12 protein-coding genes are annotated in these 14,995 nt (G+C 66.6%); 11 read left to right on the top strand and 1 reads right to left on the bottom strand.

Going from position 1 to position 14,995, the window contains the following annotated elements; genetic code table 11:
* Positions 1 to 95 precede the first annotated feature (95 nt).
* The gene (locus NUV79_RS11930; RefSeq protein ID WP_257733306.1) at positions 96 to 2,978 is read right to left on the bottom strand and encodes a TrlF family AAA-like ATPase; all 2,883 of its coding nucleotides are present in this window, start codon (positions 2,976 to 2,978) and stop codon (positions 96 to 98) included.
* 664 nt (positions 2,979 to 3,642) lie between these two features.
* Here NUV79_RS11930 and NUV79_RS11925 point away from each other — a divergent pair.
* The 11 genes from NUV79_RS11925 (at position 3,643) to NUV79_RS11875 (ending at position 14,941) form a co-directional block, all read left to right on the top strand.
* A complete protein-coding gene (locus NUV79_RS11925) occupies positions 3,643 to 4,101 on the top strand; it encodes a hypothetical protein (RefSeq protein WP_257733305.1) in 459 nt (152 codons plus the stop codon).
* 9 nt (positions 4,102 to 4,110) lie between these two features.
* Complete coding sequence (locus NUV79_RS11920) at positions 4,111 to 5,517, top strand: exonuclease domain-containing protein (RefSeq protein ID WP_257733304.1); 1,407 nt, start codon at positions 4,111 to 4,113, stop codon at positions 5,515 to 5,517.
* 113 nt (positions 5,518 to 5,630) lie between these two features.
* A complete protein-coding gene (locus tag NUV79_RS11915; protein ID WP_257733303.1) occupies positions 5,631 to 6,629 on the top strand; it encodes a hypothetical protein in 999 nt (332 codons plus the stop codon).
* A 118-nt stretch (positions 6,630 to 6,747) separates the two neighbouring features.
* Positions 6,748 to 7,668, top strand: coding sequence for a hypothetical protein (locus NUV79_RS11910; protein ID WP_067993459.1), 921 nt, complete (start codon positions 6,748 to 6,750; stop codon positions 7,666 to 7,668).
* 122 nt (positions 7,669 to 7,790) lie between these two features.
* Positions 7,791 to 8,792 (top strand): hypothetical protein, encoded by a 1,002-nt coding sequence (locus tag NUV79_RS11905; protein ID WP_257733302.1) that lies wholly within the window; start codon positions 7,791 to 7,793, stop codon positions 8,790 to 8,792.
* A gap of 151 nt (positions 8,793 to 8,943) precedes the next feature.
* Complete coding sequence (locus NUV79_RS11900; RefSeq protein ID WP_257733301.1) at positions 8,944 to 9,840, top strand: hypothetical protein; 897 nt, start codon at positions 8,944 to 8,946, stop codon at positions 9,838 to 9,840.
* Positions 9,841 to 9,966: 126 nt separating this feature from the next.
* Positions 9,967 to 10,908 (top strand): hypothetical protein, encoded by a 942-nt coding sequence (locus NUV79_RS11895; protein WP_257733300.1) that lies wholly within the window; start codon positions 9,967 to 9,969, stop codon positions 10,906 to 10,908.
* A gap of 8 nt (positions 10,909 to 10,916) precedes the next feature.
* Positions 10,917 to 12,128, top strand: a complete 1,212-nt coding sequence (locus tag NUV79_RS11890; protein ID WP_082732964.1) for an AAA family ATPase — start codon at positions 10,917 to 10,919, stop codon at positions 12,126 to 12,128.
* A gap of 53 nt (positions 12,129 to 12,181) precedes the next feature.
* Positions 12,182 to 13,027, top strand: a complete 846-nt coding sequence (locus tag NUV79_RS11885) for a hypothetical protein (protein WP_257733299.1) — start codon at positions 12,182 to 12,184, stop codon at positions 13,025 to 13,027.
* A 419-nt stretch (positions 13,028 to 13,446) separates the two neighbouring features.
* Entirely contained in the window at positions 13,447 to 13,845 is a 399-nt protein-coding gene (locus NUV79_RS11880) for a helix-turn-helix transcriptional regulator (RefSeq protein WP_156450885.1), read from the top strand.
* 58 nt (positions 13,846 to 13,903) lie between these two features.
* Positions 13,904 to 14,941, top strand: coding sequence for a tyrosine-type recombinase/integrase (locus tag NUV79_RS11875; RefSeq protein WP_257733298.1), 1,038 nt, complete (start codon positions 13,904 to 13,906; stop codon positions 14,939 to 14,941).
* Positions 14,942 to 14,995 lie beyond the last annotated feature (54 nt).

The following is a 14,995-nucleotide window of genomic DNA, read 5'->3' as shown; positions in this document are numbered from 1 at the left end:
GACCGCCCGCAGGCAGGAGCTTTGCACTGGCCATTTGCAGCGGACTAACCGCTCCGCTGCGGCGAGCGGCCCAACATGAACCGGGCCAGGCAAAACTATGGTGAAATCCGAGGTCCGTGTCCCTCGACCCTGTACTTTCGAGCCCGAAGATCGAAAGCGTCCAGGCCACCCTCCATGATGGTGGTGATCGCCTCCCGGATCGACGGCGTCTCGATGGCGCCGTCCGCTTCCACATTGATGCGGGCGTCCTCGGCCCCCGGTCGGTCCTCGGCTACGGTCGCGCGCATCACGACCACTTTATCGGCGTCCCCGTTGACGACGAGGTTCGGGTTGTGGGTCGCGAAGAGGATCTGTCGATGCCCCTTCGATGAGCGGATCAGTCGGACGATCTCCATCATGACCTTGTTGTCGAGGTCGTCCTCAGGCTGGTCGACGATCAGCGTCCCTGCCGACTGTCCGAGGAGGAGCCTCAGCAGGGCCGAGGCCTGCTGTCCCGGCGAGGCCTTGGCGAATGAGATGCTCTGCCTGCCCGCGACATAGGTCATCGCGATCCTATCGCGAGGGGTCGCCGCGAAGACCTGGGCCAGCGTCTGGTCCGTCAGGTTGGCGTAGACCCGCGCCAACTGCTGCGGCGTCAGCGTGACCCTCCCGCCGAACAGTACGGCCCGAAGCTGCGCCGCCGCCTCCACGCCCGGCTCCGAGGGGTTGCCGGCGAGGATCTTGTCCCGGTAGGCGTCGAGCAGGCCCGAGCAGAGCGCCGGCCAATCCTCCGCGTCGGGGGCGAAGACCGCACGCACCCATTCCTCGCAGTGCATCTCGGTGTCGCGGAAACGGCTGCCCTCGAAGAGCGCGCATAGGGCGGCGTTGGCGTCGACCGGGTTCCTGTCACGCTCGACCTTCGCCTTCAGCGACCCCGCGGACTTCTCCGCGATCCGTTCGGCGGAACCCCTCAGGACGGCCCTCCGCGCCTCGACCAAAGCTCTCAGGCTTGCCGCCGCGGCGTCTAGGGCTGCGAGGGCGTCGCGCCGGTCGAGCTCGGTCTGCGCCGCCTTGGACCGGGTCGCGGCGACCTCCCGCATCTGGCCGTCGAGCTTCTCGTTCTCGGCGATGAGCGCGCCGTGCGCCGCTTGCCGACGCTTGGCTTGCTCGTAGCGCTCATGAAAGAAGGATCGCGAGACGTCAAAGCCGACGCGCGCCTCGGCGGAGGTCACGCCAACTCCGTCGAGGAGCGCCACGGCCTGATCGAGAGCGTTGCACGCCCCAGCCCGCGCCGCTTCGACGGCAGCGGCGACGGGGCCTACCTCAGGGAAATCCGCGAGATCCGGCTGGGTCGAGGCCGGCATGGCCAGAAGCGAATCCCGAAGCGCGATCAGGCGCTGCCGATCGGCCGCGACGCGAGCGTCGACGTCGTCGAGATACTTGGCGGTCCGATCGAAGGCCTGGGCGTCCGCGATGGTCTTCATGTCGTCGGGCGTCACGCCGCCGCTCGCCATCTGCTCGCCGAGCGCCGCCTGCCGCCGCCGAACGTCCGATACCATGTGGTCGGCTTGCGTCAGGTCGAGCCTGGCCTGCCAGTAGGCGGCGGCGTCGATGAGGGCCTTGGCGACCGCGCGCTTCGCGTCGTTCATCTCCCCGTCGATGCGACGGCGCTCCTGGATGGCCTCCGCGGCCGCAATGCCGGTGATGTTGTCGGCGGCGACCTCTGGGTCGAGCATCGTCGTCGAGAGTTCCTTCTGCGCGAAGGCCCGGGCCGGGAAACGGCGCTGCGCCTCCTGGACCGTCATCTCCTCCTCCTCGCCGGCGATCGTCAGCAGGATCTTCTCCGGCTTGCTGCCGTGCCGGGTCCAGGTTTCGGCGACGCCGTTCCGTTCGAGCGATACGATGACGTAGCCATCGCCTAGGGTGTCCGTGATGAGCTCGGCTTCGCGCGTCCGCGGCTTGCGCGGCTTGAGGTCGTCCTGTTCCAGGTCCTCGTCCGACTTCCCTAGTCCGAACCTGAGATATTCCAAGACGGCGCTCTTGCCCGAGCCGCGGCCGCCTATGAAAGCGTTGAATCCGTCGTTGAAGGAGATCCGAACGGGTTCGGCACCGGTCAGCTTCGACTTGATCTCGATCCCGACGATGTGCTCGGAAGGCCGTTGCGGGGGGACGTAGGCGATGCGCGCCTCGTCCGCCAGGAACGCTTGTCGGAACCCTTCGAGCGTTTCCTCGCCGATCTTGATCCAGCATTCGTGGGCGCCCAGCCGCTCGAAGGTTGGGCGCTTGCTATCGCCCGTTGCGACGATCGCACGGCGTCGGGTGCCCCAGTCGGCTATCCTGCCCTGAATCTTGTCGAGCGTCGGACCGTCGAGCGCACCATGCTCGCATTCGATGTAGACGGCGTCGTGCGGAAGGTCCCGGGCGCGCGACGCATGGCCCGTCACGTTCAGATGGTTCTCGGTCGGAGGCTCGTTCAGCGACTTGTAGGCGGTCGGGGAGCCGAAGTGCGGTAACAGCATCGTCACGGGGGCGAGCGTTACGTCCTCGGCGACCGCCTTGAACAAGTCGGCAACCGTCAAGCCGCATTCCGTCAATGGCCCAACTCTGGCGAGCGCGTGATCCGTTACACGCACGCCGGGCAGCTTGCCCAGGAATCGCATCCAGTCCTCCGCTTGCGTCGACGGATCGAAGATCGCAAGGACCTGAACGCTGTCGCGGCAGGTGACTTCGACGCCCGGCAGGACGAGCACACCGGCGCGGCGACCGGCCCCGACGACATGCGGCAGCATGGCAACGTCGTGATGATCAGTGACGGCAACGATGGATAGACCTTTTTCGCGGACCACCGCCATGAACGTGTCAGCCCAGGCGTCGCGGGCGGCCAGCCCTGCCGCATCGGCTGCCGGGATGCCGTCCGATCCCGTCCATCCAGCGTCACGCGGCGTATGACACTGCAAGTCTACGCGCCGCCACAAGGCACCCGGATGTTGGCCGGACATTCGCGAATCCCCCGCTTTTGGGGGCATTAGAACGTGAGGGCACAACCGTAGCTAGCGCTTACGCTGGATAAACCCTAATCATTTGTGCCGAAGCCTAAGCCCCTTCCATCACCTCAGCGGAATTCCCCACAAGTCGGCCTTCCCCCAAATCGCCCACTGGCGTACCCGATCGGCCATCGCGGCCGCCTCGATCCGATCGACGGCCTCGCGGGCCCGCTCCGAGGCGGCGAGATAACGCCCCGTCGAGGCGCCAAGTCCGCTCAGATGTCGCCGGAGCGCGGCACCGCGAGTGGCGGGGACGCCGCGGAGCCTTGCCAGCGCAGCGCCCTCACGGCGTCCGTCACGTCCGCGACCGCCTGCGCCTACGAGGGCCATGCGGCGCCCGCGACGAGTTCCTCCTCGCAGCCACCGCCCAGAACCTCAGGAAAATGGCGAAGCTGATGCCGATAAGAGCCCAACCCTGGCCGGCATGAGGGCGGACGCCCTCTCAACAATGCGTCAAGCCGCGACCGACAGCGCGCCAACGCCGACTTCTTCAACACAATCGGCCAAACCTGCACATTGGACGCCTCCAGAAAGATAATGTGATCGGAACCCATTTTGGGAACCCCTGAGAACATGAGCAGACGCGCCGTTCCGGGTCATGCCAGAACGGGTAAGTTTGATGAGCAGGACGAATGGGGCGGCCTTTGCCGCCGATGACGAGACGCGCCTGACGGCCGCGGATCTGGGACGCTACCAGCGCACCTACGTGCAGCTTGGCGACAATGCCGCCCGGTACTTCCTGCTGTGGCAGCTCTCGACGGCCCATGCGATGCTGCTGGAGCAGGAGGGGGATAAGATCCATGTCGAGTTCGGCGGTCTCAACGGCCGACAGCTCGCCGAGGGCGCCAGGCAACAGGCGCGTTTCTTCGCCTTCATGATTGCCGAGCTGCCCGCGCGCAGTGAGGAGGACCTCGAGCGCAAGATCACGACCTATGAGGCGATGATCTTCCAGGAGGACGAGACGGAGCGCTCTCATGCGGCGGTTATGGTCGAGACCGCCATGCATGTCGATGCGCGTAAGCTCGGCATCAATCTCAGAAAGCTGCCGATCGAGGCCGGCACGACGAGCCGGCACTGAGAGGCGGTCATGTCCTACATCGTCTACGACCTCGAAACCTCCGGCCTGGAGCCACTGTGGAACGTGCCGCTCCAGGCGGCCCTGATCCACTGCGACGACAATCTCGTGCCGCTCAGCGAGCTCTCGCTGCGCTGCCGGCTTCCGGCCCATATCGTGCCCGCGCCGGGAGCGCTGCTGACCACCGGTATCGGTCCCGCCCAGCTCGAGCAGGCACCGATGTCGAGCACGGAAATGCTCACCGCCATCGCAAAGGCGCTGTCTGCCTGGGCGCCGTCGACCGTGATCGGTTACAACACCATCCGGTTCGATGAGGAAATGCTCCGGCACGCGTTCTTCACCCATCTCCTCCCGCCCTATGCGACCCAGCTTGGCGGTCATCGCCGGGCTGACCTCCTGACGATGACCCGGGCCGTCGCGATGCTGGAACCCTCTGCCATCACCGTGCCGGTCGGCCCAACTGGCAAGCCGAGCTTCAAGCTCGGCGACATCTGCAGGGCGAACGGCATCGCGCTCGCCGAGCACGAAGCACATGATGCGCTCGGCGATACCCGAGCGACAATGGCCCTGTTCCGGCACCTGCGCCAGATCGCACCTGCAACGGTCGCGATGATGCTGAGCCTCGCCGACAAGGCCATCCCGAACCGGCTACTTGCCGGCGGCGAGGTTCTGCTCCTCGGCGGCGCCGCGAAGCTGACCCCCGTGGTTGGCGTCGTGGCGAACCCGACTGTCGCAACCTCCTGGGCGACTGTCGATCTCACCATCGACCCGGCCAGCTATCTCGACGGCAGCGCGGACGAGGTCACAAAGCTTATGTCGGGCCCGGGCCCGCGCCCGATCAGGCTGGTGCGGACCAATGCCCAGCCGATCCTGCTGGCCTATGCGCAGGGCTGCAATGCCCTGCCACCCGAGCAGCGCGATGAGGCACTCTACCACGAGCGCGCCGCCCGCATTCGCGATCATGCCGGCTTCCGATCCAGTGTCGCAGTCGCCATGGCAAATCGCTTCGCCGATCGCGAGCCTTCGCCCTACCCGGAAGCCAGCCTCTACGGCGGCGGCTTCCTCTCGAACGAGGACGCGCGGCTGAGCGCCCGCTGGAACGCTTCGCCATGGGAGGATCGCCCGGCTATTGCCGCGCAGTTCACGGATGAGCGGCTGAAAGCTTTTGCGAACCGACTGATGCTGCTGGAGGCTCCGCAGTCGATGTCCCCGGTCGCTTGGCAAAAGGGCCAGGCTTGGCTACGCGAGCGACTGACCACCGACGCCGAGGTGCCGTGGCTGACTCTGCAAGGGGCTTTGCGGCAGGTTGCCGAGCTGCGTGCGGGTCTCGCTGAGGATGAGGTCAGCAAACATGCTCATCTGGACGAGATCGAACGGTGGCTCCGTCAGCGCAGCCAGTACTTCCAGCTGGCGGCCTGAACCCAAAACCATCTGCCCTGACGACGAAGGCGCCCACCGGGCGCCTTTTCCATGTTGGGATCGAGAGGGAAAGCGCAGCCGGGATGGCTGTAACCCCGATGAAAGTACCCGACATGACCAGGAAGAATGAGGGCGGCCGCTCGCTTGCGCCGCGCAGCAGCAAAGCGATCGACAAGACGGCGGAGACCACCCTGCGCGATCCTATCACGGTGGCGATGGAGATCGCTGCGGGCGATGATCTGAGCGTCGCCGAGCTGGTGGCGTTCAGGCGCCAGCCGCTCGATCTCAAGAATGCTGCGCGGAACGCCAAGAACCTCCATTCTGAGGAGTTCCGGGTCTGGCTCGCGCGAGAGAGTGGCGACGAGGTCGGTGAGGCCGTCTGCGGCGGGCTCGAGATCATGAGCATCAGCCTGATCGCGCTCGTCGCGCTCTGGCCGGCAGACGACCTCGACGCGGCCGAGGCAAAGCTCGCGCTCGACGCGAGAACGGGCGTGCAGTTGCATCGCCGCGAAAAGGACTTCGGCGGCAGCATGGAGGCGCAGACCGCCCGGCGGATCCGCTGGCGACGCGGGGCATTCGCAGTGCCAGCTCTGATCCTGCCGCCGGCGCCAGCTGCGCCGCAGTCCGATGATCGTGGACTCGCAAGCTGGCCGCTCGAGCGCTTCGATCTCGTCGAGGGACTTCCTCTTCGAGGCGGCGTTCCCGCCTTCGCCGACAGGCAGGTGGTCGAATGGAGCCGGTTCGCCCGATCCGCCCCGGATCTCGGCTTACTCGTGCAGCGCGCGGCAAAAATGTTCGAGACCTGCGACCGCCTGCTCGAACTCGCCGGGCGCGGTCCCGTCAACGCCAGCGAGCTGATGGTAGCCGCCGAGGGGGCGCGCCTGATGGGATACCTCGCCGCCTGCCAGGTCATGATCTGGCCTGTCCACAACCGAGACGCGCTGGCTACCAAGAAGCAGGTGGTCGCGCTGATCAACAGGCGCGGCGAAGCTGGCGACCCGCCTTCCATGCAGTCGGCAGTTCGACACATCACGGCCGAGGCGGCGTGGATCAAGACTCTGCCGTACGATGCGCGCGACAGGTTGCAGTTCGACTGGAACGAGCTGGTCTGAGTCGGCCGGATAGGAAAGCACGAGGGAGGCGTCCGGCATCGGACGCCTTTCTCGATTCCAGGACCGAGGGAAAGCGCAGCCACGTGGCTGTCACCCCCAAGGAACTGGGACGACTGACATGAAGACCATCTCCTCTCCCTCCCTCGCCGACATCGAGCTCGAACTGCCGCTCCGACACGTCACCGACGACCTCGCCGTCTTCACCGACCGCCTGTCGCTATCGGCGGGCGCGGAAAGGGGCTACGCCAGCTTCGCCGCCGAGACTTATCCAGTTGGCGACATGACCGAGCGCGCCATCGGACACGCTGTCGAGATCACCCGCTTCCTCGCGCTCGCCGGCACCTCCGAACGGGCGCAGGTTGTCTACTACCTCGACATGCTCGTCGGACTGTCGCTCCTGAACGCGGCCTCGACCATCACGGTCGCGCTGGCGCCGCCACGCTTGGCCGTCGACTTCGCGGCGCGGCGACGCGTCCTCGGTGACGTCATTGCGGCAGTCGGTGGAGATGCCGACTTCGCCGCTGCCGCTCGGAAAGCCTTCGCGCATGGCGATGTCGGCGACGTCGAAGTCGTCGAGACGGTGTTCCATGTGGCCGCAGTGCCCACCCCCGATGACGCGCGTGACGGTCGCCCGACGGTCCTCGGCCTGGAGCAAGGTCTCAGCCTGATGGCCTTCCTGCGCGACCAAGCGCCACCTTCGATCCTGGTCGACCGCGCGGCCTTGCAGCTCGACGACGCCGACCGCTTCGCGCGGGCGGTTGAAGAGGATGCTGATCTCGATCGCGAGCGTCTCGACCGGCTTCAGCGCGCCTGCAACGGCGCGAACCTGCTGGCGGCCGCCGATCTGTCGCGCGCCTGCCTGATCGACGCGGTCACGGCCGGAGACCAGCCCCTCCGAACCCGGATCGAGGATATGGCGGAGCGCCTGGTCGAAGAACGCCTGCGGGACATCGTGATGTTCGCCGCCGCGATGGCCGATCGCCTGAAAGAACTGCGTCGCATGCAGCAGGACACGGCCGGCCGCTTCAAGCCGCTCTGATCAGGACCGGAGCAGATTCCGAACATCCCGAGAGGCGCCGCGGACCGCGGTGCCCTCTCGCGATTCCAGGGGCCGGACGAGGACGTAGCCGACAGGGCTATGACCCACATGAGAAAGCAGACATGACCAGGAACGACTCTCGCGGCCCGCTGGCGCCGCACGACAATGCACATCCCGGTGGCCAGGATGGTCCGGCCGAGCCCATCCGTGATCCTTTGGCGGCGATCACAGAGAGCGTCAGTGACGATCCGTCGGTCGCGGAGCTGATCGCATTCCGGCGCAGCGCGCCTGACCTTCAAGCTGTCGCCATCGACGCGAAGCGCTGTGGCGATGAGGCTCGCCGGCTGCTGATCGGCAGCGACCACCCCGATCCGCAAAACCGGGCCTGGGTCGCGCTCGCCATCGCAAAACTCTCCTGCAGCGCGATCGTCGCGATCTGGCCCTGCGACACCGTTCGCGATGCCCATGCCAAGATGGCGCTTGCCGAGGCCGACGCGCTCCACGGTGACGATGCCGAGCGTGGCGAGGCCGCTATGCTCGATGCCGCGAGCGCGACCCGGATCCGGCTTCAGCGCGCCGCCTATGCGGTAGACCCGCTGATCGTGCCGCCGGGGCCCGCGGCCCCCTCCCAGGATGATCGGGGCCTGGCGCACTGGCCGATCCGGCACTTCGATCTCGTCGATCTGACCCCGCCCTCGGCCGGGGACGTCCTGCTCTCGCCTCGAGAGATCGCCCGCTGGGGCCTGTTCCTGAAGGCGGAGCCTCCCTTCGAAGGCCGGCTCGCTCGTGTCGAGCAGATGTTCGCGATCGCCGATCGCCTGCGGGTTCTGGCGCGGCAGGCGGAAGATGGCGCGCGCGATCTGCGCTGGGCCTGCGAGGGCGCGCTCATCCTGGCCTACATGGCCGCGGCGCAGATTGCGATCTGGCCGGCGCTGAAGCATTCGCCGGAGGCGCAGGCGAAGGAGCGCCTAGTCACCGTCATCAACGCGCGCGCCAGCCGCGGTGATCCCGCGCACATGCAGGCGACGATCCGCCATCTGTTCACGGAAGCCGCCTGGCCCGCCCATGGCTGGCGTCCGACCGCGACGGTCGTGCGCGAGCCGGACTGGATTCCGATCGTCTAGGCCAGTTCTAGGCGAACTCACCAGAGGTCTTCCAAGGAAGGGGCGGCGCCGCGCGGTGCCGCCTCTTCGCGTTTGGTCCACGCAAATGAGGAAGAGAGACAGGGGAAGGGCGCTGCGGACAGCAGATCACCCCTCATGAAAGAGCATTCCCGTGAAGATCAGCAATAACCCGGACATCGCGGCGGCCTGGCGTTCGGCCGCCGCCGACCTCCCGCTCGCCGGCGTCGTCGACGAGCTCGAGGCTCTCGAGTTCCTCGGCGACGAGGATCAATCCGGTCTTCGGCGGTGCGCCTCGGTCTGGCGCGAGCGCCCCTCGCTCCTACCTATCCGGGCACGAGCCCGCTTCCATGCCGCGCAGATCCAGGACCTGCTAATGGCCCTCGGCGCCGGCACCCTCACGGTCGACGACCTCAAATCCGATGCTGTCCAGGCCTGGGCGATCCTGATCAATGCCGGCAATGTCGCGACGATGCTGATCGCGCCGCGCAGCGAGGCGGATTATCGCGCCCGCGCCGATCTGCGCCGCGCCCTGCGCCATCAGGCGCGTCGATCGGGCGAGCCTCACATCGCCCATCGCGTCAGCCGGATGTGCGGCGACGACTTCGTCGCGCTCAGCGAAGACGGCATGAGGCCGGCCAGGCTGCCGAAGATCTTGGCGGAGCGCTGCCTCAGCGCTGCGGCGGGCGAGCCCGCGGCCTATCCGGTCGCGATGGCCCGGTCGCTGCAGCTTTGGCTCGCGACGCCGGTCGACCTCGCCGACGTCTTCGACGGTGCACGCACGCTGCTGCGGCAGGTTGATGTCTGGCGGCGCCTCCAGGGCAAGATTGCGGATTCTTCGCTTCTCGATGATGCCATCCGGGGGGCGGAGCTTCTCGCCTATGGCCGGCTCGCCCGGATCGGCGTGTGCCGGGCACTCGACGACGACGACCACGCCGTCAAGCAGGCCGCCCTCGACCTGATCGCACCGCGCGCCCGTGATCCCGATCCCATGCGGGCCGCGATCGAATGGGCGGTCGAGCTCGGGCGGACTGTCACCGACCGCGACTGATCTGCGCGCTCCAGCTCCTGATGCTGAGAACGCAAGGGCGCGCCTCCCCGGCGCGCCTTTCGGCATGGCGATCGCGAAGCGGTGAAGGGGCGGAAGAGCCGACCCCAGGGAAACAGGTTCAAGGCCATGACCGACACCACCGCACCGACCCTGCGCGACCTCGTCTTCACCACCGACAGCGTGCAGGTCACCGACGAGCTCGCCGCCTTTGAGGGGCTCCTGCCGGACATGCCGGACGACGTCGAGCGCCATGCTGCTCTTCTCGAACGGCTACCGCCGCTTCTCGACCTGCGCGAAAGGGCTCTGTTTCACGCCCAGGAATATCAGCGCTTCCTGACCCTCGCCGACGCCGATCCCTCGGCGCTGGAGTACATGGTCGACATCGGCAATGCGCTTGCGCTCCTGTCCCATGCCGGCGAGATCGCGATGCTGCTGGTCCCGCCTGCCTCGCCCGAGGACCACTTCGCCAGGGCCATGCTCGCGAAGGAGCGAGGCGAGCAGTATCGCAAGGGTGACGGTGTCCATGATGCCAAGCTGATGGAGCGCGCGCTGCGGCGCTCCTTCGCCGACAGCCACCCGCGTCTCGTGATCGGCGCGCGCGTGCCGCGCGGCATGGAGGAGGCCGCCCAGCGCTTCAGCGGTGCCGTGCTGCCGCAATCGGGTGCCGGCGACAGCACCCCGCCCGAGGTCTATCACCTCGATCACGGGATGGCGCTGGAGGCCTGGTTCGACGACCCGCCGGATCTCGCTCTCCTGCTCGATGAGGTGAGGACGCTGTTCGCGAGCGTCGAAGCCTGGTCGCAGGCCGAGCCACCATCTCCCTTCTGGTACGGCGCCCGGCGCGGTGCGCTGATCCTCGCCTATGCCCGCCTCTGCCGGATCGGTCTCTGGCCGGCACGCAGCTCCGACGACCTGATCGTGAAGATGGAGGTCGAGCGGCTCATCTCCGAACGTGCAGCCGATCCCGATCCGATGCGTGCCGCGGTCGAGATCGCGCTCGGAGTCGGACGCCGCATCGCCAAGCAGAGCGGGCGCTTCGTGACCGTCCTCGGCGGTGTCGAGCTGTGAGGCCGGTGATGACAAGCAGTCCGTCTCCCGCCGCCGAACTCTTCGAGCACCGGCGCATGCTCAATCTTCAGTTCCTGCTTGGCCATCTGCGGGACCAGCGTCCTGATGGCGCGCTCACGATAACCAAACATGCCGATGCCGCCGAGATCGGCGCTGATGGCCCGGATCAGACGGCCGGTCCCGCGATCGAACTCTACGATGCCGAGCGACTGGCTCGTCGGCTCGGCCATGGAGACGGCTTCGTCGGAGACCCGGCCGAGGCCAATAACGACGAGGATGCAGGTCAGGCGCGCCAGGTCCGGCTCTGGACCAGGATGTATGCCGACGAGCGCGGGCCCTGGCGCAAGCTCGTTATCCCAGACGACGTCATGATCGATCGTCTCGCCAGCCTCGATGCGATCTGTCCGCAGTTCAGCGAGGTCACCGCCTGGATCGTCAGGGCCGCGGGGCTCAGTGCTACGACCGGGACGCCACTGCGGCTCGATCCCGCCGTGGTCGTCGGACCTCCGGGCACGGGGAAGACCTTCTATGCCCGCAAGCTCGCCGAGGTGCTCGACGTGTCCTCCGAGGTCATCGCCATGAACCTGATGACGGACCGCGGTTCGGCGTTCTCCGGGCTGACGCCGGTCTGGCGGGCGTCCGGACCGGGCAAGGTCGCAAAACTCCTGATCGAGGGCAGCCATGCCTCGCCCCTCATCGTCATCGACGAGATCGAGAAGGCCTCGCCTATCAATCCGGCCGAGACGCCGACGAATGTCCTGCACTCCCTCCTCGAGCGCGAGAACGCCGCCCGCTTCGTCGACGAGTTCGTCGATTTGCCGATCAGGGCCGACCACATCTTCTGGTTCGCGACGGCAAACAGCCTGGAACCGCTGCCGACCAGCATCGTCGACCGGCTGATCGTGTTCACGATCGAGCCCAAGCCCGCAGAAATGATCGCCATCCAGAAGAGCATCTTCCACGAGGCGAACCTGCGAGTCGGCGGCAGGTTCGCCGAGCCCGAGGTTGCGCTGTTCCAGGCCACTGCGGCTCACAATCCGCGCATGCTTTCGCGCCTCTGGGACATCGCGATGGGCTTCGCCTGCAAGGCCGGCCGACGGCATCTCGTCGCTGCGGATATCCGCGGGGCCGAGCAGGTCCTCCTCGGAGGGAAGGAGGGCGCGAGGAGGCCAATCGGGTTCATCCGGCCGGTCGAGAAGGGAGAGAGGGAACGGGAATGAGGCGAGAACGGGAATACCCCCCGGGAAGCCCGAGACGACAGGAAACAAAAACCATGATGAACACGACCAGCAGCGAGGGCCACGTTACTCCAGCGACGCGCCGCCGCATCCGCGAGGAGGGCAGCACGGCCGCCGTCACGCACTATGTCGAGACGCGCTGGCCCGCGATCGGCGGCAGGAAGCTCGCGCCGCTTCCGGAGCGCGCCTTTCTCGATGCCGGGTTCTCCGAGGCCTACCAGCCCGGCCATGTCGCCTATGTCTATGTCGCCGGCTCCGGCGACACGCTGAAGGCGCCCGACCAGCCGAGCGGCCTCCACGGCCTGGCGCGGCGCTTCGCCCTGCCGCTGTTCAAGATCTCCGCGACCGCGGCCGAGAACGCGCTCGCCCGGATCGAGGACATCAACCTCGAGCGCTACGCCGGCATGTACGAGGCCGAAGCGGGCCTTGCCTGCGATCCGGGTTACGACAACTGGCGCCTCGTCCTCATCCATCCCTCGCGCAAGCCGCTCCCGGGCGCTCCCGTCGAGGCGCGCTCGCGCGTCATCCGCGTCCTCCTACCGAAGGGGCTTTCCCTCATCGCATTCGAGAAGGAGCTCCATGAGCGGCTTAGCGCGGCTTCTCTGCCTCGCTGGATCTCGTCTCCTGCCGGCCGCCGGCACTGCGCCGATCTCAACCTTGACCCGCGCGACGCCATCCGCCTCACCGGCTACAATACCGGTGAGGGAGAGCGCGTCAGCCGTGCCGACGAACTCTACATTTTCAAGCCCCGCCTCGACGGTGGGCGCCTGCTGACAATCATCGAGCGCATCGTCCACGAATTCGTCGTCCGAGACGCGGCCAATGATCGCCCGGCCTGGGGATGGGTTTCCGTTAACCAAGGCTACCGGCGACAGGCCTGACACTCTGGACGGCGGCTTCGGGGAAACTGCCGTTCGTGCTACGTTCTGAATGCATCGAGATCGATTCGGGTCGCGGTCGAAGGCCAGCGGGATTCCTCCACACACTGGGATACCCCGCCCCTTCGACTTCCGATGGAAAGCGCATGTTGCCGCGTGCTCGAAGCTTATGGGCAACCCTGTGTGGCCGCCGGTGGCCGCATGGAGATAAAAACCGGAGGGTCTTGGTTGCCGAGCTTCGCGCTCGGCCGCCGCGGTGTTGGAACGAATTCGGGGTCGACGGAAACAGATCCCGCTGGGCAGTAGCGCTGAGACCCGCGAACCCAGCTGCGTCAGGGCAAAACGTGCCAGCCCTGTGCAAATTCGAGTGAGGCGCGGAAACGATCCAGCCGAAAGGCGGGATTTTCCGTGGACTCTGCTCGATGCTTGGCGACGATCCCTCTTTGGGCGCACGCTGCTTGGACGCTTCTGCACAGCGGAAGGTTCAGGTGCTGAACGCATGGCCCCTGCTGCTGAGCCTTGAGCAGGTCTGCGCCTATCTGGACCTCTCCCCTGTGACCTTCCGTAGGGTTTGCCCCGTGCCGGCGGTCGCGCTCGGCGCTGCCGTTGCGCGCTGGAATCGAAACCAGATCGACGAGTGGGTGAATTCCTTACCCCCGAAAAACCAGGCGTTCGCCGGCGGAAACGCCGCCGATCAGCCGCGCCGCTATCAACCTGCCGAAGCTGTTGCCGACGAGCGACGCAACGAGGCACTTCAGAAGATCCGCGACAGGCACCATGGACGAGCCAAAGCCAAGAATTCCTCATGTCCAGCGCGTTAGAAAGCCGGACGGCCGCATCCACCTGTACTTCCGCAAAGGGGACTACCGGGAAGGGCCCTTGACGAGCCCGGACGGCAGCGATGAACTTCGCGTTGAGGTGCGGGCCATTCTCAATCGCCTGGAGGCCCGCCAGAAGGTGCAGGGCGGTCTCGAGGGGACGATCGGGGCGATGCTGCTGCGCTATGCCGGTGATGGCGAGAAGCGCAAGCCGTCCGCGGAATTCCTCGGGCTCGCCGGTAGCACCCAGGCGGAATATCTGAGGATGGCGACCGAGATCCGACAGGATTGCGGCGAAGTCTTCCTCCAGGATGTGACGGTCAATTGGTTCCGGGACGTCCGGGATGCCTGGGCGCTTCTGGGATACAAGGCAGCCAATGACAGACGGCAGGTGCTCAAGAACGCCTTGGCCCCAGCTCTGGACGACGGCCGCATACCGGCGGACCCCTTCGCGAAAATCGGTAAGCTTCCTCGTCCCCACGATGCGGGAGAGGCACATCCGATCTGGGAAGAACATGAGTTCGAGGCGGCGCTCGAAGACGCGGTGCAGCGCAACCTTTCGGGTTTGGCCCGGGCATACGCCCTCGCACGCTGGGGTGGCTTCCGGCGGGGCACGATCTGCATGATTCCCCTTGCAGCCCGGACGACGGGTTTCGACGATCAGGGTAACCCGCAGCCGCGCCTCTTCTGGATGACGGAGAAGAGAAAGGTCCTCTGCAACAAGCGCGAGGATACTAGGCTGACCGCGTTCCTGACCGCTACGCCGAACAAGGCATCCACCATCGCCTACAATGCCGACGGCAATATCTGGAAAGAAAGGCAGCTCGGCCAGGCGGTCGAGCGTCACATCGAGCGCTTGGCCAAGGCTGGGAAGCTACGTCCTGGCCTCAATCTCCACGGCCTGCGCCATTCGCGCGGCGTCGAGCTCGCCGAGGCTGGAGCGAGCGATGCCGAGATCATGTCGCAGCTCGAGCATGCGACGGACCGGGCTGCGAAAATCTATCGCCGTCAGGCCGAGCGGCGCCGTCTTGCGGACTCCGGCCAGGACAAGGTGGACAATGTCATCAGGGCCCGGAAAAAAGCCGCAGCCGAGGGCTAAGTCCCCGGCTGTAAACGGCCTGTAAATTTCCTGTAAACTCGGAGCTCGAAAATG

The organism is Allobosea sp. 47.2.35, assembly GCF_024655635.1.
Taxonomy (GTDB): domain Bacteria; phylum Pseudomonadota; class Alphaproteobacteria; order Rhizobiales; family Beijerinckiaceae; genus Allobosea.
Note: the sequence above shows the minus strand (reverse complement) of the source record. Positions and strands in the feature narration are given on the sequence as shown.